Raw genomic sequence first — 19,906 nt, 5'->3', positions numbered from 1 at the left:
AATACTGCACACTTGGGATAGGATCAGCGTATTCGAATACGAGAGATACCGGACAAGGGGCGAAAGGCCGAAGCCGTAGGTCTCACATGTAATCCCCTGTCCGATATATTCCAGCAGAGTAATCGCCCCCATAATTTACAAGTTGATTTTCCTTATGCACTGAATGAAATTAATTAATGTATAGATAATGCTAGGAAGGAATTTTTATGGGTCGAGTTATCATCAGTGAATTCACTCCACAAGAAAAACTTAAATTATCCAAAATTGTCCTGAATTGTGTCAGTAAAGGTGAAGGTGAGACAGAACTTGATGCATTAAAAAAAGCATTTGAAATTGCTAAAGTAGTGCTAAAAAAACCAACTGCTCAAATGTGTCAATACGTTTGGCAAGAACACTTGAGAAATTACTATCGAGCACTCTATGAAAAAGCTTTACAGAAAGGAAGTAAAAACAGATCTATGAGAAAAGTAAGTGAGGAAAATCGTTATCTCGTTTCATTAGTTTGCACAGAAATTTTAAAAGGTCAGGCAATTGGAGAAGCCTTGCGATCCGTTTCAAAAATTGTAAACCTTAAGGAGAGTACCATTAAAACGAAGTGGTATGCACTCATGAGAATCGAAGAATATAAGGCGCAATACGACGAAGCTCTAAAGAATCAATCCGAGTTCCAAGCAGCTACCCCAGAAACCCCTGAGACTTTCCAAAATGCATCTCACGAAAAGCAAAGTGAAGACGGTGAAAGACCTTTACATACTAACGAAGCTGGTTTCCTAGATTCCATCAATAGCTTTATCACTTCCTTCAAAACCCTACAGGAAGAGAATGAGAATCTAAGAAATCAAAATGATATGCTACAAGAAAAGTATGAAAGAGTTGTATCTGAGCTTAAAAAAATGAAAGACTTAATCAATTCCTTGGAATTATGATCGTTAGGAATATCTCCCCACTGAAATATTCGTGGGCAGATTTAACTCCCGAAATATATAAGAGCCGCCCGGTTATTTACCCGAGCGGCTTATTCATCGTGCGTACACTTAGTATAGAGTGATTTTCGATTTGTTTGCAAAAACCGTCAAAAGCGTCAGATGTGTCAGATATGTCAACCTGTCAGGAGCCTAACAATTCCTCGCTGTACAGCTCCCTCGCTAATCGGTTCACGATATCCCGCTTGATCTCGTTTAATCGTTGTCGTGAAACTCCTACGTGTCTGGCAATGCTATTCATACGCATCCCGTCCATCATGCATTCCATGACTGTTCGGTACTTGCTATCACTTAGACCGATAGCGAAATCATTGATTTGCCTCACCTTGTCTTCAAGGCTTTTCATTCTCTCAATCCGTTTTTCGTACCGCTCTTCCGGAATGGTTAAGGTGGAGAGGCGTAATCCTTTTCCGCTCGGCATACCTGCAGCATCGCCATAGGTAGCGACCAATTTTTCCTGTATCAACGGATTCGAAGAAATCGCCTTGTCTATTTCCTTCCTCAGACGCTCAACCTCTTTCACCATCCAATGGTAATCCTTGATTTCTTCCTCTACCTTTTGCACGACTTCAAGAGCTGGCTCAAGATTGATATAGGCAAGCTGCCCGCTCCGATCAAGCAACCCTTGATTCTCTATGATGTAATTGTCCCACTCCGGGCAGGTTTCGATCTTACCAACGTGGAGGTTGTGGACACTACAGATCGATTTCTTGCCCCATTGAGTAGCGGGGCATTTTTCGCAAACATGTTCGATCAGTTTATCGTTCACCTACACCGCCTACCCTTTTCTTGTTAAGTATTGTGTTAACCTCTTTCGACATCCTCACATGCCCATTTGCTCAAACGCCCATACACAATTGCTGATAACCCCATATATTGACTCATAACAGGTGATTAAGGGGTTGTGATAATGACTGAGTTTCTCCAACATTTAAATTCAATTGTTGATATCAACGAATTGGAAATGCTAAGAGAAGGATTGGTTTCGAGAACCCCCTCAGCTGATTTGACTTGGCATGATCGAAATCTAATTTACGAACAAGTACAAGCGATTATCTTACGAATTATGCAATTAGAATTACAATTACACTAACCCTTGCATACAGCTGCAGGGGTATTCTATTATCACGATTACCGTTTTGTTAAACACTTCCATTTTTTTGCTTTAGTGATACAATTTTAAAAAACTGAAATCGCGGGTGATTTTTTGATTACTTTACTCAAAGCCTTTAGGTTTTCATTTGTCATACACTTTCTTTTCTTTTGGGCCTACTTTACATGGGACTTGTATGAACAGAATCAAATGTACCAAGAAATTTTTCAAATTATGCAAAAGGAATTAACTGAGAATTCAGGTTCAGGGTTTTCAATAGCCTATGAGTCTACAAACTCGTATGAAACCTTGTTCTGGTACGGATGCGTAACATTCCCTCTTTTAATGGCTGCCTATGTCTTTTATAAGAAGAAATTTCTAACAAAGTAACTAATGTAATAAATCACTACTGATACTGGCAATACTGGTAACAAAACACATAGAGGTAGAAAATGCTAGTTAATTTCATTGCCGTGTTTCTAATTCCATGGATTCTTGGAGCTTGGCTTTACACAAAAAACGATAAGATTGTATTGACCATTGCTCCAACATTCTCTGTCTTATCCTTCGTAGTAAATCATTTGGGTGTCCAAGCTGGTTATTGGGAGATAGTTCCTGTTCTTGAGAACAAATCGTTCTCAGGCCTGTTTTACGACACTGGAATTTATCCCGTACTGGCAACCCTGCTTGTTTATCTAATTCACAGGAGAAGGCTAAACCCTTTTATCTTGATTGTCTTAATTACTTCTGGAACGACTTTCCTTGAATCAATTGGATATTACTTTGGGAGAGTACTTTATGCTAATGGATGGAATTTCGGTTGGACCTTCGTTTCGTACCTGATTCCATTTTCTTTGACGTATTTGTACTACATTTTTCTGAATAAAAAAGGTTTTTACCAGGAGTGAGTTTTATATAATGAGCTAGAAAAACCGTGTGATAATAGTTGGATTGGCTCCCCAAGAAGGGGAGCCTTTGGCATATTAGTTAATTAATCCGTTTTTCTCTTCCGATTCAATTGCTAGTTCGTCTACATGGCCTGACAAGCATCCCAAGGTACAAAAATGATCGACAGAAGGTTTCTTGCTTACCAATATCCACTCAGGCTTGTCCCCCACGATCTCTTCATCGCAAAATGCACATTTCATGGTATCTTCCTCCCCCTACGAAAACGCCAACTGACTATTGGCATCTTCAATTTCTCGAAGGAGTTTTCCCTGTGGACGCCAATCGTTGATGTATTCCTTCGCCTTTTCCAGATCAAGGACCCGAGTATTTCGGTATGAGTCAACGTTGAAGTATCCCTTGAAATCCCGCCAAATTGACGAGAACACTTTTCCGCGCAAGCTGCTGTCTTGGTAAGCTTGTCCATCTTTTCCGCCAAGGACCTGTACTGCTTGCTGTCTGGCTGCATTTTGAAGCAAGAGCTGCTGACCGTAGTCGATTGTCTTGCTTTCCTCTAGCCTCTCGACACGACTCTCGATTTCTTGTTGCTTCTGATCCAGGAAGAAGATCGCTTTTACTTCGGGACTCAAGCTAGCATATGCGCTAGGATTCTCGATAACGCGATAGTAGTCGTCCACGAGCATTTCGTAGGCTTCCCATGCTTCATCTGTGTTCAGAGACTTCGCGTGCAGCCATGCACCTTTTTCAGTCCAGAGATAAATTACAGGAGCATACTTGAGGTTCCCCGAAACTTTCTGGGAAGCTTTGAACTGCTTTAACTCGTCACCTTTAAGAGCGAAAAAGTGTTTGCCTTCTTTGTACCGTGTAACGTTATTTTGGAAGTTGTCGTTGATGTTGTCGTTATCTGTTCCGTATGACTCAGCCAACTGAGCTGTGGTCAATACCCTTTGGCCCTCGTAGTCAAACACCTGTAAGTTACTCACTTCCCCTTCCCCCTTTTCGGAACCACCAGTTTCAAATGTTTCGGCCGTTTTTCTCGAACTGGTTTTGTTCTTCCTTTGCTATCCATAACGAATTGGTCGCCATCGGGTGTGGTATGGAGCGTATATGTTTGGATTCCGTTTTCGGCAGCCCATTGCTCCATGATCCCCGGCTGTCCTTTCGCTCGTCTCATATCGCTCATTAGGCTCATGAATTCGACAAGAAAAAAAGTTATATCCCAGTTATTGTAGTCCCACAGAAAATCAAATACAGTTTCAGATGTCTCACCAATCGGCTTGTCCCATCCAAGCTCTGCGATTTTATCCACGGTGTAAAAATAATCTTTGGTTCCTCGACGGTTGCCGTCATATTCCTTTGTGATCGGAAAGATGCTCGTAAACCTTCTTGGAGTGACCAAGGAGATATATGCCATGATCGCCTCTGTAATGTGGAAGCGCCGTTCCATATCTTCGAGCGTTGTATGTTCTCCTGCCCGTCCAAAGTACTTTACGCCATAAAAGATGGTACGCTCCAAGGCTTTATCATTATCCATTGCATCTGGCAGAGCGGCGATCAGTGCATTGAGATAAAGATCGAGTTTTTTCGTGTTTTTCTTATCTGGCCTATGCCCTACTTGCATCAAGGTCCCTCCCAGGAATAATTCTTGGAATAATTTGAGTCGATATTGACAAAAGTCATTACAACCAATTCGCCTAAAAGAAGAGAATTTTACAACCAAGCATTCAATGAAATAGGTAACTCATTTCAAAACATCTTTCTCATTGCCGCCACTGCGTGTCCCGCTCCTCTGGTTCATCGTCAATTGTTTGTTGCTTACCAAAACGATGATCGAGACTCACGAACTTATTGAACTCCTTGAGAAAGGCCAGCTCCACCGTTCCAATTGGTCCGTTCCGTTGTTTCGCAATGATGACCTCCAAGATGTTCTTGTTTTCCGTTACCTTATCGTAGTAATCATCACGATAAAGAAAAGCGACCAAATCTGCTTCTTGCTCAATTTGACCTGACTCACGTAAGTCACTCATCATCGGCCGCTTATCCTGCCGCTGTTCTACGCCGCGACTGAGCTGAGAGAGCGCGATCACAGGTACTTCCAACTCACGAGCCATGCTTTTGAGCGTCCGTGCTATCTCAGATACTTCCTGCTCCCTGCTTCGCCCTGGCTTGTCCATTCTTATTTTCGTTAAGTAGTCAATGATGACCAAGCCAAGCCCTTCCTGCTGCTTCATTTTCCGGCATTTTGAGCGAAGCTCTCCAAGAGCAATCTCAGGTGTATCGTCTATATAGATGTTCGTCTTGGAGACGATGCCCAAGGCGTGCGTCAAACGAATCCAGTCATCCCCTTCCAGCCAACCGCTTCGTAGCTTTGATGCGTCAATATTGCCCTCCGCACACACCATTCTCGTAACCAGTTTCCCGGCACTCATTTCCAATGAAAAGATCATGATTGGTTCGCCTATACTCTTTGAAGCGTTTTGAGCGATATTTAGCGCCAGTGCCGTCTTTCCGATTGAAGGCCGAGCCGCCAGAATAATCAAATCTTGCTTATGAAATCCGCTCGTCATTTTGTCCAAATCAGGATATCCGGACGGAACCCCAACCGTCCTTCCGCGCTGCTGAAACGTTCTGTCAATCTCCTCGTATGCTTCCAACGCAACTTCCCTGATCGGTCGTACAGACCGCTTTTTACCACGTTCCCGAATCTCGGCTGCCAGTTTTTCAGACTGAGCAAGCACTTCATCGACATTTTCATTGTTGAGGCTGTCCTTGTACGCTTGGTAGTTGATTTCAATAAGCTTTCTGCGCCGAGCCTTGTGTAAAACGATCCCTGCATAGTAGTCGATGTTCTCTGCTGTCGGTGTATAGCTGACCAATTCCGTAATGTACGGGACTCCCCCCGCATTATCCAGCGCCTTCTTTTCTTGTAAATGACTTGTTATCGTTACCAGGTCAATCGGATCGCCTTTCTCGTACAAGTCAGCCATGCCTTGGTAGAGGATTTGATGTCGTGTCCGGTAGAAATCCATAGCCGTTAGCTCATCGATGACTTTTGCAATAGCAGGGGGCTTACAGAAGATCGCCCCGAGTACCGCTTTCTCCGCTTCTTCGCTGTGGGGCATCTCCTGAATATCAATCATGCTTCATCAATCTCCTGTTTAGTTGCTCCGTGTTTTCAATGTGCAAGTCAAAGCGGCGACTGTCTCCGGTCAACTCTTCCAAAACGCTGGACTCAATAATGCGCTCCATCAAGCGGGTACCCCATCCTTTTTGTCGTTCGTTAAACCTTGCCTCCAGCTCCTTGACCGTAAAGTTTGAACCGTACAATATGGGGCTTCTGTTCTGTCTACCGTTTAACACTGTGAACAATTCCCCCATTTCCCAATCCGCCGGAATCTCTGCGCCCAGCTCGTCGATGATCAAAACATCTGCGGCTCTGTAGGCGTTTAGGTAATCCCATTTGCCGATCGGTTTGCGGGTATGAGCAATCAAGAGTTTGGCTGTCGTATACACGACACTGATACCATGATCTCGCAATTCTTTCGTCGCCGCCGACAGCAGATGGCTCTTTCCGAGTCCGTTTTCTCCAAATAGGTAGATTCCCTTGGCTCCCCACTCCTCGATGCCGCGAGTAAAGTCCTGGATCACTTGAAAGCCACGGATTGTTCCGGGTGCCGTCTCATACTCCGCTAAAGTAGCCATTAGAACCATTTGGTCATCATCGCTATATTCGTGTATTTCACCGTTGCGCTTGGCTCTCTCAAAACGTTTGATGTCGGCCATTTCCCGCTCCGCTTCACACTTGCATACTGGGGTTACCTGAAACTTTCCGATTACCTCGGAAAATAGCTCTATTGGTTTTAAAACCTTTCCGCAATGGGGGCAGTTCCGCTCACTTGATCCCTGCTTTTCGATACAATTCTTCACGACTTGGTGTAAGGGCTGCCGAATTGGTTCCACTTGCTCCGCCTCCTTTGCCAAAAGCCTTTTGATTCAGATATCCTTCAAACTTTGGCGAAAACAATGTCTCAGGTCTGAGGTATTTAGACCATTCAGGATTGTTCAGCCATTCAGTCGTCTTGTTATCAATAACTCGCATAAAGTCATCTAGTCGGAATCCTTCGTTCCATCGAGCAGTAATAAGCTGCTTTGTTTTTTTACTGGTCGCTCGATAGCTTGTCCCTGCTTTTTGGTTTAGGTATTCAATGATTTCAGCAAAAGGGACATTATCTTTATTACTTAGTAAAGATAAATACTTAGTATTATTAATACTTAGTAGTGTCGGATTTTCCACATCTGGAAACTCCACATCTGGTTTTTCCACATCTGGTTTTTCCACATCTGGTTTTTCCACATCTGGTTTTTCCTGTTGTGGTTTTATCTCTTCTGGCAACTCCTCTTGTGGTGTTTCAAAAACATGTGTCTCCCATTTGACGATCTTGCCGTTTTCTTTTACAGGGAAGCGGTGCAGATAACCCAACCGCTTTAATTCCTTTAGCCCCGTTCTTAGACTGTCCTCACCATCAGATGCGTGAGTAGCCAACTCCTCTACGAAGAATGTCCAGTCATCGGGCAGCGACAACATATAGGCGATAATGCCTTTTGCCTTCCAGCTCAAACGATCATCATGCAAGGCTGTTTTGTCCATCACAACGAAATTGTCGTTCTTCCTTACCCTGAAAATGCTCAAATCGCGGCGGCCCCCTCTTGTTGCGGTTGTTTATAAAACGTTACGAACAGTTCATGTACTGCCATAGGACCGTCTTTCTTGTTTGCGTTGCTGATCATACGTAACTGATCGATGGCGAGTTTGTCTTCAAGCACAGCATCGATGATAAATTTAACTGCCCGAGCTGATGGATCGCCTTCCTCAGCTCTACGGCACATGGCATTGTATTGTTCGACGATGTTACGATCCGATTCTATACTCATGCAGATCGCCCGCTTTCTACAGACTCAGGAGATACTTTCCTGATACGTGCGCGTACTGCTCGATGCATGATACCAAGCAAATCGTCCTGCAAGAATTCGTCACCCATCTTCTCATCAAGCTTTGTGAGAATGTTAATGGATGTCCTACTAAATACTGCTTCGAATAAATCTTCTGGAGTGGCGTAGTCCCGCAACCTCAAGCCCAGCTTTTCGCATACTTCATCCATCAAGCCAAGTAGCATAATGGCGTCAACCGACACATTGCCCGGATTATGCATAAAGCTCCACTCCTTTTCCTTGTTCTTGGCGAAGAAGATCACGCTGTTTGATTACTATATTTTTGAGATTAGTCACTAGGTCACTATTGCTTGACCCTTGAGGAGCAGAAACAATGTATTCCTCTAATTCAGACAGCGTCATGCACGACACAACTTCTTCCCACCACTCTATGATTGAAAAGCCTTTGTCTGGAACAATAAACGCTGTAACATCCACTCCAACCCCTTTTGACAATTCAAGGATCGTCGTAGCTGCCTCTTGAAATATCGTTTCCACCCTATACCCTCCCTTTTTGTAGGAGGACAAACTTTTATGTATACATATTTGCAACATTCGCTATAATAATTAATAGCGAGGCTTGTCCTCCGTTGATTCGGTTGTCATTTCCATTTGTCTTGCCGGACCAGGAAATGACGGTGTTACCCCATCTGTTCGTAGCAGGTGGGCTTTTCTTTTTTCACCCAACGACCAAGGATTTTTGCTGCTTGCTCGGACTCCCGAGCTTTTTTTATTTCCGTTACTTTTTCAGCAGTAATTCGCATTTTGAGAGCTACCATGATCATGCCTTGCTGGTCATAGCGTCTGGCTGTTTCCTCAAGAGCAGATACGATCATCGAAAGCTGCTCCTCATCCACCCCATCCAGCTTTTCCTTTACGTTTTCATGCATCATTCCTTATCACCCCCTTTCAGGCTTTTCAGCGTCCCCCGAACTAGGCACTGGTTTTTTGAGAAGCACGCCTATTCAAGTAATGGAAGTGCCGATCTAAGAACGCCTGCATTTCCTTTGCTCGAAACATCCATCGGCCACTTTCACGGCCATTCGATATTTCAGCCATTTCTTCTTTAAATTCTGGATTCAGGAGAATGTTTTCGATAAGCCAGTCGCGTTTTCTGCAAGTTTCCACTTCAAGACGTTTCAGATCCCACCAGCAGCCCATCTCACTATCGTTCAAAACGCTCCTGATTTTCTCTTCTACAAGGTTACGGATGAATTGCTCGTCAATACTTACCGTTATTACCTCTGTTGAGTTCAAACAACTTTCCCCCTCTCTGTCATCTGGCAGATATAAAAAAACAACGTTTCTAATTCGAAACCAACGGACTTAAAAAATACTCATCTGCACTTATCTCATAAGTAGTACAGATGAGACGGACCTCTGAGAGTGAGAAGTCACCACCTGTTCCATTCAGATTTTGATTGAAAGCGGATGTAGATTTACCTAGTAAATTCGCAACTTCTTTTTGATTTATGCCACGTTCATCCAGAAGCGCTTTGAATTTTGTGTAAGGGGTATGACGTCGCTTGATGATTCGCAAGTATTAGCACCTCCTAGTTTCTCATTCGAAACTTAATGAGCTGAGTATAATTGCCAAAAGTTTCGATGTCAATAACATATTAGGTAATAATCTATATTTTTGTTGCGTTTTCGAAACACATGAGATACTATTGGTTTAGACCGATCTAAATTGTTAATTGTTAGGAGAGTCCTGATATGAAGTCGTTTGGAGATAAGGTAAAAGAATTAAGAATTGGACGCAGGTTATCCCAAGATGAATTAGCTGAAAAACTAAATGAACGTTTCGGCAGTGCCATTAACAAGAGCATGATTTCAAAATGGGAGAATAATCTAAGCGAACCAAAATTGGAAACCGCTCGAATGATTGCCTTATTCTTCAATGAGTCCTTGGATGATTTACTAAGTCTTAATAACGACATTCAAACAATCGCGGCTCATCATGATGGAGAAGATTGGACTGATGAAGAATTAAAAGAAATTGAACGGTTTAAAGAATTTGTGAAACTAAAGAGAAAACAGCAGGAGTGACAGAATGACCTACGAGGAACTCTACCAGGAGGCAACCCAACTAGGAATAGACATCTATGAAATGCCTTTAAAGCCAAGAATTAAAGGATTGTATAGCGACAATATTATTGGCATAAATAAATTTATCCCAACAAGCATTGAAAAGCTTTGTGTACTCGCTGAGGAGTTAGGCCATTACTTTACTTCATCTGGAGATATCTTAGATCAATCAAAAATTGTTAATCGGAAACAAGAAAAAAGAGCAAGAAGCTGGGGTTATGAAAAACTTATTCCTCTCAGTGCATTTGTCCAAGCCCATAAACATGGAGTTAGAAATCGATACGAGCTTGCTGATTATCTTGGAGTAACAGAAGATTTTCTTGAATCCGCTTTAAACAGATACATTGAAAAATACGGGACACATGTAATGGTTGGTACTTCTATTGTTACTTTTGAGCCATTGGGTGTAGCAGAACTTTTTGAGTAACTTTGCGCTTTCCAGCCGCAAGGCTGTTTATCATATAAATCAAACCAAACTAACGTTCTCGTTTATGTTTTGATTACCCGGAAAGGAGCATCGCGTTATGGCCAGTTTTCAAAAGTATACGACTAAAGGCGGCATAAGATGGATGTACAAGTATTACTCTACAGTCGATCCGGAAACAGGTAAAAAGAAGCCGTCTACAAAAAGGGGTTTCAAAACAAAGAAAGAGGCGCAACTAGATGCAGCTCGTACAGAACAGCAGCTAGCAGAAGGAACGTTCATTACAGAGGACAAGAGCAGCGTTACCTTTGAACAAGTCTTTAAACAATGGTTTGAGACGATTTCAAGCACCTATAAACCCAGCACTCGAAAAGCTGTACTATCGAAATTCAATAAGCGCATTCTCCCCCACTTTAGAAAATTAAAAATGAAGGACATCAGTAAAGCTTATTGCCAAGATGTGATTAATAAGGTTGCCGAAGAAATTAAATCGGTCGAAAACATGAAAATGTATGCGAATCAAATATTTGAGTATGCGATCACTAAAGAAATCCTTGTAAACAATCCGTTAAAAGGAGTGATCATTCCGAAGAAAGACGAGGAGTTTATTGTAAACGAAGATGAACCCGAACGTAATTACTGGGAGAAACACGAGATTAAAGAATTTTTAGAGTTTGCTAAGCGCGAGTGTACAATGCGGGATTACTTAATGTTCCATCTCCTAATTTACACTGGCGGACGTAAAGGGGAAGTTCTGGCCTTGCGCTGGAGCGACATCGATTTTAAAGCCAAAACCATTCATTTCAACAAAACTTTGTTCTATGAAAAAGGGAAGTATGTATCTCTGACGTCCAAAACAGCCGCTTCTAGACGTTTTATCAGCATGGATGACACAACGGCAGGGTTACTCAAAAAATACCGTACAGGGCAATCTGGAGCTTCGGTTGTACATCTCCATTCAAAAGATAATGAAATGGTTTTTACTCGTGAAGATGGGTCCCCGCTACGACTCGCATATCCAAATGACAAATTAGATGAGATTACTAAATCAAACAATCTTCATCCAATTACAGTCCACGGCTTACGCCACACTCACGCCTCCCTTTTATTTGAAGCTGGTGCCAGCATCAAAGAAGTTCAGGAGCGTCTCGGTCATTCCGATATCAAAATGACGATGAACATCTACACCCACGTTACCCGAATGGTCAAAGAGCAAACTGCATCCCGATTTGAGAAGTTCATGGAGCTATGACCATACAAATATGGTCAAAATATGGTCACAGCTCATTCGGGGGAAAAATTAAAGCCCCTGACCAATGAAGGCCAAGGGCGATAATCCTTGATATAGCAAGCTTCTTAGCGCTTGGAGAATTGAGGTGCGCGACGAGCTGCTTTCAAGCCGTATTTCTTACGTTCTTTCATACGAGGATCGCGAGTCAGGAAGCCAGCGCGTTTCAGAGCGCCGCGCAGTTCCGGATCTGCTTTCAGCAGAGCGCGAGCAACGCCGTGACGGATTGCACCAGCTTGACCAGTGGTTCCGCCGCCGTTTACGTTAACCAATACATCGTAACGACCAAGAGTTTCAGTCAGAACGAGTGGTTGTTTTACGATCAATTTCAGTGTTTCCAAACCAAAGTAAGTATCCATTTCACGCTTGTTGATCACGATGCGACCTTCACCTGGAACCAGGCGAACGCGTGCTACGGAGTGCTTACGACGACCTGTACCGTAGTATTGTACTTGTGCCACGTATATTTCCTCCCTTTACCTTAACCGCGAATTTGCCAAACTTCTGGTTTTTGTGCTGCGTGCGGATGCTCAGTTCCAGCGTATACTTTCAGCTTGGTGAACATTTGACGTCCCAGGCTGTTTTTAGGCAGCATGCCTTTTACCGCCAGTTCGAACATACGATCTGGTCTCTTATTCAGCATTGCGCCAGCAGTGGTTTTTTTCAGACCACCTGGATACAGGGAGTGAGTGTAGTAAATTTTGTCGTTCAGTTTGTTACCAGTCAATTTCACTTTGTCAGCGTTGATTACGATTACGAAATCGCCAGCGTCAACGTGAGGAGTGAATTCTGGTTTCAATTTTCCGCGCAGGATAGAAGCTACTTCGCTCGCCAGACGACCCAGCGTTTGGCCTTCAGCGTCAACGATGTACCATTTGCGCTCAACTTCGAGCGGTTTCGCCATATATGTGGTACGCATTTTTGTCCCTCCTAAATATCTTACCTAACACATATCCATCTACTTATAACCAAAACAACCGAAACTTGCAATGGAAGATAATTGCTGTTACGGGTGAGCAACTCTTCCAGGTGTTCCATGTAATCACGATCTTGTCTTTCAATCCCGGGGCTAGAGTGGGGCTAGGCGGGGTTAAAATACCAAGGAATATCGTACTACATAGACGCCCTATAGTCAAGTGCTGCTCGTTCGTCTAATAGTTGGAAATCAGAGAACTAGTAGACAACTTCCCACATGGTCAGACCCTTGGCTGGTGCTGTCTTACCTGCCTTTTCCCGATCACATGCGGCGAGGATCTCCCTCAGTTCAGCAGGGCTTCTTTTTCCTTGCCCTACTTCAACCAAAGTCCCCACAATAATTCGAACCATGTTATACAAAAAGCCGTTGCCTCGGCATGTTACCCATACCTCGTCTCCGATTTTTTCTACGGTGAGCCCGTACACAGTCCGAACCTTGTCCTCAACGAATGTCTTTGCCGAGCAAAAGGAAGTAAAATCATGTTCACCCACCAAATAATGAGCAGCCTGCTGCATCGCGTCCACATCTAACGGAAACCGGACATGGTCGGCGTAACGATGTCGAAACACATCTGCCACTGGATTGTTGTCGATACAATATCGATATTCTTTAACTTGCACGTCAAAACGCGCATGAAAAGAGGCATCGACCTCTTCGACTGTCCGAATGACAATAGAATCAGGCAACTGATTGTTCAACACAAACCGCCATTTATCCATCGGAATGTTGCTCGACGTATCAAAGTGAATCACTTGACCGCGCGCATGAACACCCGCATCTGTCCGGCCTGAACCGAAGACTTGGATATCCTCTCCGGTAACCCTCTTCAATGCGGCCTCAATTTCACCCTGGACCGTTACTTGATCTGGCTGTACCTGAAAACCGCTGAAGTCAGTCCCGTCATATGCCAATACACATCGCAGTCGCTTCATGTACGCCACCATCCAATCACGATTACCAAGATCACACTCACAACAGCTACGATTCCATCACGCCAAGTGAACGTCAGCTTATTCAGCCGGGTTCTCCCCACTCCCCCGCGATAGCCACGAGCTTCCATCGCCAAAGCCAGCTCTTCCGCACGCCGAAACGCACTCACGAACAATGGGATAGCGATCGGAATCAGGTTCTTGGCTCTGCGTACGAGACTTCCACTGGTGAAATTGGCTCCTCTAGCGGTCTGCGCCTTGATGATTTTATCCGTTTCTTCCATCAGGGTCGGAATGAACCGGAGTGCAATTGACATCATCAGGGCTATATCATGAACCGGTATGCCGATCTTCCCTAGTGGTCCTAGTAAACGCTCCAAACCCTCCGTCAAATCGATTGGAGAGGTGGTCAGTGTCAGCAAGGAACTAATGAGAATCAAAAGTCCCAAGCGCAAAGAAATGAAGATCGCCTGGCGAACTCCCTGTTCTTCTACTGTAAACCATCCCCACTGAAAGTAGACCGTTCCGCCTTTCGTGATAAAAATATGCAAGACGACGGTAAACAAAATCAGGATCCAGACTGGCTTTAAGCTTTTTAATATATAGGACAATGAAAGCCTAGAAAGAAGTGCTGCATACAAGGTAAAACCAATGAGTATGGCGTACGTTACCGTATTGTTAGCCAGAAAAATCAAGGTAGCAAAAAGAATGATGAAGAGAAGCTTGCTTCGCGGATCTGCACGATGTAAAAAAGATTGCCCTGGTACGTATTGACCAATTGCGATATTCTGCAGCATGCCTAGCCCTCCTTTGGTACGGACAGTCGTTCCAGCAGATGGGCAATCAGCTCTTCCTCCCGATAAAGGGAGCTCGGCAGACTAGCCTTGTCCGGCAGCATTTGATTCAATTGCGATACGAGAGCCACCGTTTCCGGTACATCCAAAGACAGCTCTCGGAGACGAACCACTTGCATGAATACTTCCTCCGGCTTCCCCTGCAACGCTACTTGACCTTGTGCCATCACAAGCAAATAGTCTGCATAGCGGGCTGCCTCTTCCATGCTGTGCGTTACCAATAGTGTCGTGAGGTTTTGTTCCCGATGAATCCGGTAGATCCCTTCCAGAATCGTGACTCGTCCCGCAGGATCAAGACCCGCAGTTGGTTCATCCAATACCAGAACCTTCGGCTGCATGGCAAGAACACCAGCCAAAGCAACACGTCGCATTTGCCCGCCACTCAAATGAAACGGCGAGCGATCCTTGATCGTGGCATAATCCAGGCCGACAATTTCAAGGGACTCCTTTACACGCGCTTCCACCATCTCCGTTGGCAAGTCAAAGTTGAGCGGTCCAAAAGCAACATCCTTCGCAACCGTTTCTTCAAACAACTGATGTTCAGGATATTGAAAGACGAGCCCAATATTGCGCCTTTGAGCATGGGGTAACCGCCGCTTTGGAGTAATGACCGCATCACCCAGGGTAATCTGCCCTGTACTAGGCATCAGCAACCCGTTCAAGTGCTGAATCAGCGTTGACTTACCCGAGCCCGTGTGGCCAATAATTCCGACAAACGAACCGGATGGAATCGTCAGCGAAATATTGTGTAAGGCAACTCGTTCGAACGGTGTTCCCTTTGCGTAGATATGGCTTACTTGGTCAAAAGTAATTTGCATACGTGCTCCACCAGCTCCTCTTGATGCAGGACAAACGGTAAATCAATCCCTTTGGAATGAAGTGCGTGTCGCAGTCGAACGGCAAATGGCACATCCAGTCCCACCTGTTTCAAACGATCTACCTCATTAAACACTTCACTCGGTTTGCCTTCCATCAGGACTTCACCCGCATTCATGACGATGACCTTATCCGAATAGATAGCTTCTTCCGGAAAATGGGTAATGTTAATGATCGTGAGTCCCTCGTCACGGTTCAGTTGACGAGCCAGATTCAGCACTTCCATTCTCCCTTGTGGATCAAGCATCGCTGTCGCTTCATCCAAGATGATGACAGAAGGCCGCATCGCCATAATCCCTGCGATCGCCACTCGCTGCTTTTGTCCACCAGACAGACGATGTGGTTGTGCCTGTAAATAAGACTCCATTCCTACAGAAACGAGCGCCTCATCAATACGATCTCGCATCTCTTTGGGGTCCACACCCATGTTTTCTAGGCCAAAGGCGACATCATCTTCCACTGTAGCCCCAACAATCTGATTGTCCGGGTTCTGAAAGACCATGCCAACATGTCGTCGAATTTCCCAAAGCAGCTCCCCATCTTTCGTATCCATTCCACTGATAAGTACTGTGCCGCCTTCTGGAAGCAACAGAGCATTCATCAGCTTTGCCATCGTAGATTTACCGGAACCGTTGTGACCCAGTACGGATACAAAGGAACCTTTTAGAATGGTAAGATCAACACCTTGTAATACCGGAACCCGTTGGCCATCCTCACCATCGTAGGTATAAGAAACATCTCGCAATGCCAGCAGGTTATCTTCATTCATGAGGCATTCACAACCTCCCCAGCCTTCACAGGGAACTGACTAGCAGGATTTCGATAAGAAAGGAAAAAAGGGTTGAATCAGAGTCCAGCCTATGACCAGATCTGCCCCCACCCTTTTCGCGGTAATCTACCAGGCTTGAAACCTGAATAAACGACCAGTTTACATGTATTAAACGAATTCGATGTACGCCATTGGAGCAGCGTCGCCACGGCGAGGGCCGGCTTTCAGGATACGAGTGTATCCACCGTTGCGCTCTTTGAAGCGAGGTGCGATTTCATCGAACAGTTTTTGAACAGCATCGCGGCCTTCAGCATTCGCAACTTCTTTGCGAACGAAAGCAGCAACTTGACGGCGAGCATGCAGATCGCCACGTTTCGCGAGCGTGATCATTTTTTCAGCGATTGGGCGCAGTTCTTTCGCCTTCATCTCTGTAGTTTCGATGCGCTCGTTGATGATCAGGTCTGTTACCAAGTCGCGGAACAGCGCTTTACGAGCTGAGCTACGACGACCCAATTTACGTTGTGCCATGTGGTTTACCTCCCTCTTAATCGAGAGAACAAAAGTTTGCTTCTTGGTTTGCTACTCTAGTCGTCACTGCGCAGGGACAGGCCCAGTTCAGCTAACTTTTCTTGAACTTCTTCAAGAGATTTGCGCCCCAGATTGCGTACTTTCATCATGTCCTCTTCGGTCTTCTGCGTCAGCTCTTGCACGGTATTAATACCGGCACGCTTCAAGCAGTTGTAGGAACGAACAGAAAGATCGAGCTCTTCGATAGTCATCTCCAAGACTTTCTCTTTCTTGTCCTCTTCCTTCTCTACCATGATTTCTGCATCCTTCGCCTCGTCAGTCAGACCGACGAACAGGTTCAGGTGCTCCGTCATGATTTTAGCGCCGAGACTCACGGCTTCTTCCGGACTGATGCTACCGTTAGTCCAAACCTCAAGTGTTAACTTGTCATAGTTGGTCATTTGCCCTACACGGGTATTTTCCACTTGATAGTTAACGCGCTTGATCGGCGTGTAGATCGAATCAATCGGAATCACACCAATAGGTAGATCCTCAGATTTGTTTCCGTCAGATTGAACATAACCACGACCACGTCCAGCTGTCATGCGGATATGCAGACGACCGCCATTGGCCAACGTTGCAATATGAAGATCAGGGTTTAAGACCTCCACATCACTGTCAGCACGGATATCTCCCGCTTTGACAACGCCTTCGCCTTCTGCATCGATCTCGATTACTTTTTCTTCATCGGAATGGATCTTCAGCGCCAAGCCTTTGATGTTCAGGATGATCTCGGTTACATCTTCAACGACGCCTTCAACCGTAGAGAATTCGTGAAGAACCCCATCGATTTGAACAGTACGAACTGCCGCGCCTGGCAAGGACGAAAGAAGAATTCGTCTCAGCGAGTTGCCAAGGGTAGTTCCGTATCCGCGCTCTAGAGGTTCTACAACAAACTTTCCATACGAGTTGTCGTCGCTAACTTCCACAACCTCGATTTTTGGTTTTTCTATTTCTATCATTAAACAAACCCTCCTTCAAAACGTCGAAATCCTTGGGTGGGCCGCATACGTGCCCACTCAGGAATTTCCCCGGCGGTTTACCGTTTGCGTGCATGACAAGCTATAAATCAGAATTTACCATTCTAGTATGGACATGTTCTGAACGATATAAACCAGTTACACGCGGCGACGTTTTGGTGGACGGCAACCGTTGTGCGGAATTGGCGTCACGTCTTTAATCATGTTCACTTCAAGACCAGTTGCTTGCAGGGAACGGATCGCAGCTTCACGACCTGCACCTGGGCCTTTTACTGATACTTCAAGGGAACGCATGCCGTGTTCCATAGCAACGCGTGCAGCCGCTTCAGCAGCCATTTGCGCAGCAAATGGAGTGCTTTTACGGGAGCCTTTGAAGCCGAGGGAACCAGCACTGGACCAAGAGATCGCGTTACCGTGTGGATCCGTGATAGTGACGATCGTGTTGTTGAAAGTAGAACGGATGTGTGCTACGCCGACTTCAACATTCTTACGGTCACGACGACGGGTACGAGTTGCTGTAGCTTGTTTTCTTTTCGCCATGTCAGATTACCCTCCTTTACTTCTTCTTGTTTGCTACTGTACGGCGTGGACCTTTACGCGTACGAGCATTTGTTTTAGAACGTTGACCGCGAACTGGAAGTCCACGACGATGACGGATGCCACGGAAGCAACCGATTTCCATCAGACGCTTGATGTTGAGGGAGATCTCACGACGGAGGTCACCTTCCACCTTCACAGTTTTGTCGATGTACTCACGAAGTTTGTTCACTTCATCTTCTGTCAGATCGCGAACACGAGTGTTCATGTCTACGCCAGTAGCGGACAGAATTTTTTGAGACGTGGGGCGGCCAATACCAAAAATGTAGGTAAGAGCAACTTCAACGCGTTTTTCGCGCGGCAAGTCTACGCCTGCAATACGTGCCATGTGTCAAAAGCACCTCCTTGTTTACCCTTGTTTTTGCTTATGCTTCGGATTTTCACAAATAACCATTACGTTACCTTTGCGACGGATAACCTTGCATTTCTCGCAGATCGGTTTAACCGAAGGTCTCACTTTCATGGTTCTTGCCTCCCTTTTCTAGGGGTTTTGCTTACTATTTATAGCGGTACGTAATACGTCCGCGGGTTAAGTCGTACGGCGACAGTTCAACAGTTACTTTATCCCCCGGCAGGATACGGATAAAGTGCATGCGGATTTTTCCAGAGACGTGAGCGAGGACTTTATGTCCATTCTCTAATTCTACTCGAAACATAGCATTTGGCAAAGGTTCGATTACCGTACCTTCCACCTCAATTACATCATCTTTTGCCATGGTAAACTCTCCTTTCTTCTGCTCTTCAGTCGGACCATGAGTTTTGCGAAATGATCACACAACGAACTTATCGTCGACACGTTGGACGACAATCCCGAACCGTTCGGAACTACCGTTTTTATGTCCGTGTAAAAATCTCATAGCCATCTTCCGTAATCGCGATGGTGTGTTCAAAATGAGCACAAGTTTTCCGATCCACTGTTACTACCGTCCAATTGTCCTCCAATGTGCGGACATAACGTTCGCCGGCATTTACCATTGGCTCAATTGCCAACACCATGCCTGGTTTTAACCGTGGTCCTCGATCAGGAGGGCCGTAGTTAGGAACCTGCGGATCTTCGTGCAAGTTTTGCCCGATCCCATGCCCCACATACTCGCGAACGAGTGTGAAGCCGGCAGCTTCTGCATGAACCTGAATCGCATGAGAGATATCGGATAAGCGTCCACCCGGAACAGCTTTTTCAAGCCCCTTGTACAACGACTCTTCCGTTACTCTGAGCAGCTTCTGGTTTTCTGTTGAAATCTTACCGACCGGATACGTCCAAGCGGAGTCGCCATGGTAACCCTGAAACTGGGCACCGATGTCGATACTAATAATGTCTCCTTCTTGCAACGCCCGTTTACCTGGGATCCCGTGTACGAGTTCTTCATTGACTGAAGCACAGATACTTCCTGGAAAGCCACCATAGCCTTTAAACGATGGAATTGCTCCCATGCTTCGAATAAAGGTCTCGGCAATTTCGTCTAGCTGCTTCGTCGTGACACCAGGCTTGATCGCCTTGGCCAGTTCTTGATGGGTGAGTGCGACGATACGACCAGCTTCGCGCATAACCTCAAGTTCTGCTTTCGACTTTAGGATAATCATTCGCAA

At 45.1% G+C, this 19,906-nt stretch carries 31 protein-coding genes; 5 read left to right on the top strand and 26 right to left on the bottom strand.

Annotation, left to right across the window (positions count from 1 at the left end):
- Nucleotides 1-206 precede the first annotated feature (206 nt).
- Complete coding sequence (locus EL268_RS01765; protein ID WP_106656611.1) at nucleotides 207-926, top strand: hypothetical protein; 720 nt, start codon at nucleotides 207-209, stop codon at nucleotides 924-926.
- Nucleotides 927-1,107: 181 nt separating this feature from the next.
- On the opposite strand, the gene EL268_RS01760 is transcribed toward EL268_RS01765, so the two are convergent.
- Nucleotides 1,108-1,752 (bottom strand): hypothetical protein, encoded by a 645-nt coding sequence (locus EL268_RS01760; RefSeq protein ID WP_106656612.1) that lies wholly within the window; start codon nucleotides 1,750-1,752, stop codon nucleotides 1,108-1,110.
- Nucleotides 1,753-2,528: 776 nt separating this feature from the next.
- On the opposite strand from EL268_RS01760, the gene EL268_RS33895 reads away from it, so the two are divergent.
- Complete coding sequence (locus EL268_RS33895) at nucleotides 2,529-2,984, top strand: CBO0543 family protein (protein WP_106656615.1); 456 nt, start codon at nucleotides 2,529-2,531, stop codon at nucleotides 2,982-2,984.
- 75 nt (nucleotides 2,985-3,059) lie between these two features.
- Here EL268_RS33895 and EL268_RS32610 read toward each other — a convergent pair whose 3' ends face one another.
- The 12 genes from EL268_RS32610 to EL268_RS01705 all read right to left on the bottom strand — a co-directional run bounded on the left by EL268_RS32610 (nucleotide 3,060) and on the right by EL268_RS01705 (nucleotide 9,511).
- Nucleotides 3,060-3,224, bottom strand: a complete 165-nt coding sequence (locus EL268_RS32610) for a hypothetical protein (protein ID WP_164724418.1) — start codon at nucleotides 3,222-3,224, stop codon at nucleotides 3,060-3,062.
- Nucleotides 3,225-3,239: 15 nt separating this feature from the next.
- Nucleotides 3,240-3,965, bottom strand: a complete 726-nt coding sequence (locus tag EL268_RS32605) for an ORF6C domain-containing protein (protein ID WP_106656616.1) — start codon at nucleotides 3,963-3,965, stop codon at nucleotides 3,240-3,242.
- Entirely contained in the window at nucleotides 3,962-4,603 is a 642-nt protein-coding gene (locus EL268_RS01750) for a hypothetical protein (RefSeq protein WP_106656617.1), read from the bottom strand. The genes EL268_RS32605 and EL268_RS01750 overlap by 4 nt, the downstream gene beginning before the upstream one ends.
- Nucleotides 4,604-4,742: 139 nt before the next feature.
- Entirely contained in the window at nucleotides 4,743-6,122 is a 1,380-nt protein-coding gene (gene dnaB / locus EL268_RS01745; RefSeq protein WP_106656618.1) for a replicative DNA helicase, read from the bottom strand.
- Nucleotides 6,115-6,765, bottom strand: a complete 651-nt coding sequence (locus EL268_RS01740; RefSeq protein ID WP_232030213.1) for an ATP-binding protein — start codon at nucleotides 6,763-6,765, stop codon at nucleotides 6,115-6,117. Before EL268_RS01740 ends, dnaB begins: the two co-directional genes overlap by 8 nt.
- A 109-nt stretch (nucleotides 6,766-6,874) precedes the next feature.
- A complete protein-coding gene (locus EL268_RS01735; RefSeq protein WP_197724046.1) occupies nucleotides 6,875-7,630 on the bottom strand; it encodes a conserved phage C-terminal domain-containing protein in 756 nt (251 codons plus the stop codon).
- Nucleotides 7,631-7,668: 38 nt separating this feature from the next.
- A complete protein-coding gene (locus tag EL268_RS01730) occupies nucleotides 7,669-7,914 on the bottom strand; it encodes a hypothetical protein (protein WP_106656555.1) in 246 nt (81 codons plus the stop codon).
- Nucleotides 7,911-8,192 carry a hypothetical protein gene (locus tag EL268_RS01725; protein WP_106656556.1) on the bottom strand — a complete coding sequence of 94 codons (282 nt, stop codon included), beginning with the start codon at nucleotides 8,190-8,192 and terminating at the stop codon, nucleotides 7,911-7,913. The genes EL268_RS01730 and EL268_RS01725 overlap by 4 nt, the downstream gene beginning before the upstream one ends.
- Nucleotides 8,185-8,469: a hypothetical protein gene (locus tag EL268_RS01720; RefSeq protein ID WP_232030209.1), complete on the bottom strand. Its 285-nt coding sequence runs from the start codon at nucleotides 8,467-8,469 to the stop codon at nucleotides 8,185-8,187. The genes EL268_RS01725 and EL268_RS01720 overlap by 8 nt, the downstream gene beginning before the upstream one ends.
- Nucleotides 8,470-8,612: 143 nt before the next feature.
- Nucleotides 8,613-8,864, bottom strand: a complete 252-nt coding sequence (locus EL268_RS01715) for a hypothetical protein (RefSeq protein WP_106656558.1) — start codon at nucleotides 8,862-8,864, stop codon at nucleotides 8,613-8,615.
- A gap of 40 nt (nucleotides 8,865-8,904) precedes the next feature.
- Entirely contained in the window at nucleotides 8,905-9,228 is a 324-nt protein-coding gene (locus tag EL268_RS01710; RefSeq protein ID WP_106656559.1) for a DUF771 domain-containing protein, read from the bottom strand.
- Between the two features lie 49 nt (nucleotides 9,229-9,277).
- Complete coding sequence (locus EL268_RS01705; protein WP_232030208.1) at nucleotides 9,278-9,511, bottom strand: helix-turn-helix domain-containing protein; 234 nt, start codon at nucleotides 9,509-9,511, stop codon at nucleotides 9,278-9,280.
- Between the two features lie 176 nt (nucleotides 9,512-9,687).
- Here EL268_RS01705 and EL268_RS01700 point away from each other — a divergent pair, with 176 nt between their 5' ends.
- The 3 genes from EL268_RS01700 (at nucleotide 9,688) to EL268_RS01690 (ending at nucleotide 11,735) form a co-directional block, all read left to right on the top strand.
- Entirely contained in the window at nucleotides 9,688-10,020 is a 333-nt protein-coding gene (locus EL268_RS01700) for a helix-turn-helix domain-containing protein (protein ID WP_106656560.1), read from the top strand.
- 4 nt (nucleotides 10,021-10,024) lie between these two features.
- On the top strand, nucleotides 10,025-10,486 hold the full coding sequence (locus tag EL268_RS01695; protein ID WP_106656561.1) for an ImmA/IrrE family metallo-endopeptidase: 462 nt from the start codon (nucleotides 10,025-10,027) through the stop codon (nucleotides 10,484-10,486).
- A gap of 97 nt (nucleotides 10,487-10,583) precedes the next feature.
- Nucleotides 10,584-11,735 (top strand): site-specific integrase, encoded by a 1,152-nt coding sequence (locus tag EL268_RS01690; protein WP_106656562.1) that lies wholly within the window; start codon nucleotides 10,584-10,586, stop codon nucleotides 11,733-11,735.
- Between the two features lie 104 nt (nucleotides 11,736-11,839).
- Here the strand turns inward: EL268_RS01690 and rpsI are convergent, their stop codons facing one another.
- From rpsI to map, 13 genes are all read right to left on the bottom strand, one after another.
- A complete protein-coding gene (gene rpsI, locus EL268_RS01685; RefSeq protein WP_005828788.1) occupies nucleotides 11,840-12,232 on the bottom strand; it encodes a 30S ribosomal protein S9 in 393 nt (130 codons plus the stop codon).
- Between the two features lie 20 nt (nucleotides 12,233-12,252).
- On the bottom strand, nucleotides 12,253-12,690 hold the full coding sequence (gene rplM / locus EL268_RS01680; protein WP_012684005.1) for a 50S ribosomal protein L13: 438 nt from the start codon (nucleotides 12,688-12,690) through the stop codon (nucleotides 12,253-12,255).
- 254 nt (nucleotides 12,691-12,944) lie between these two features.
- Nucleotides 12,945-13,679 carry a tRNA pseudouridine(38-40) synthase TruA gene (gene truA, locus EL268_RS01675; protein WP_106656563.1) on the bottom strand — a complete coding sequence of 245 codons (735 nt, stop codon included), beginning with the start codon at nucleotides 13,677-13,679 and terminating at the stop codon, nucleotides 12,945-12,947.
- Nucleotides 13,676-14,473 (bottom strand): energy-coupling factor transporter transmembrane component T family protein, encoded by a 798-nt coding sequence (locus EL268_RS01670; protein WP_012684003.1) that lies wholly within the window; start codon nucleotides 14,471-14,473, stop codon nucleotides 13,676-13,678. Before EL268_RS01670 ends, truA begins: the two co-directional genes overlap by 4 nt.
- Before the next feature lie 2 nt (nucleotides 14,474-14,475).
- A complete protein-coding gene (locus EL268_RS01665; protein WP_106656564.1) occupies nucleotides 14,476-15,348 on the bottom strand; it encodes an energy-coupling factor transporter ATPase in 873 nt (290 codons plus the stop codon).
- A complete protein-coding gene (locus EL268_RS01660) occupies nucleotides 15,324-16,175 on the bottom strand; it encodes an energy-coupling factor transporter ATPase (RefSeq protein ID WP_106656565.1) in 852 nt (283 codons plus the stop codon). Before EL268_RS01660 ends, EL268_RS01665 begins: the two co-directional genes overlap by 25 nt.
- A gap of 168 nt (nucleotides 16,176-16,343) precedes the next feature.
- Complete coding sequence (rplQ, locus tag EL268_RS01655) at nucleotides 16,344-16,703, bottom strand: 50S ribosomal protein L17 (protein WP_012684000.1); 360 nt, start codon at nucleotides 16,701-16,703, stop codon at nucleotides 16,344-16,346.
- A gap of 56 nt (nucleotides 16,704-16,759) precedes the next feature.
- Nucleotides 16,760-17,704 (bottom strand): DNA-directed RNA polymerase subunit alpha, encoded by a 945-nt coding sequence (locus tag EL268_RS01650; RefSeq protein ID WP_005828801.1) that lies wholly within the window; start codon nucleotides 17,702-17,704, stop codon nucleotides 16,760-16,762.
- Nucleotides 17,705-17,860: 156 nt separating this feature from the next.
- Nucleotides 17,861-18,262, bottom strand: a complete 402-nt coding sequence (gene rpsK, locus EL268_RS01645; RefSeq protein WP_005828803.1) for a 30S ribosomal protein S11 — start codon at nucleotides 18,260-18,262, stop codon at nucleotides 17,861-17,863.
- 16 nt (nucleotides 18,263-18,278) lie between these two features.
- Nucleotides 18,279-18,647, bottom strand: coding sequence for a 30S ribosomal protein S13 (gene rpsM, locus EL268_RS01640; protein ID WP_012683999.1), 369 nt, complete (start codon nucleotides 18,645-18,647; stop codon nucleotides 18,279-18,281).
- Nucleotides 18,648-18,668: 21 nt separating this feature from the next.
- On the bottom strand, nucleotides 18,669-18,782 hold the full coding sequence (gene rpmJ, locus EL268_RS01635; RefSeq protein ID WP_003333770.1) for a 50S ribosomal protein L36: 114 nt from the start codon (nucleotides 18,780-18,782) through the stop codon (nucleotides 18,669-18,671).
- A 34-nt stretch (nucleotides 18,783-18,816) separates the two neighbouring features.
- Nucleotides 18,817-19,035 (bottom strand): translation initiation factor IF-1, encoded by a 219-nt coding sequence (gene infA / locus EL268_RS01630; RefSeq protein ID WP_003333772.1) that lies wholly within the window; start codon nucleotides 19,033-19,035, stop codon nucleotides 18,817-18,819.
- A 118-nt stretch (nucleotides 19,036-19,153) separates the two neighbouring features.
- Entirely contained in the window at nucleotides 19,154-19,900 is a 747-nt protein-coding gene (gene map, locus EL268_RS01625) for a type I methionyl aminopeptidase (RefSeq protein WP_047074690.1), read from the bottom strand.
- Nucleotides 19,901-19,906: the final 6 nt, after the last annotated feature.

It is taken from the genome of Brevibacillus brevis (genome assembly GCF_900637055.1).
Taxonomy (GTDB): Bacteria; Bacillota; Bacilli; order Brevibacillales; family Brevibacillaceae; genus Brevibacillus; species Brevibacillus brevis.
This window is presented reverse-complemented; position numbering and strand designations above follow the sequence as displayed.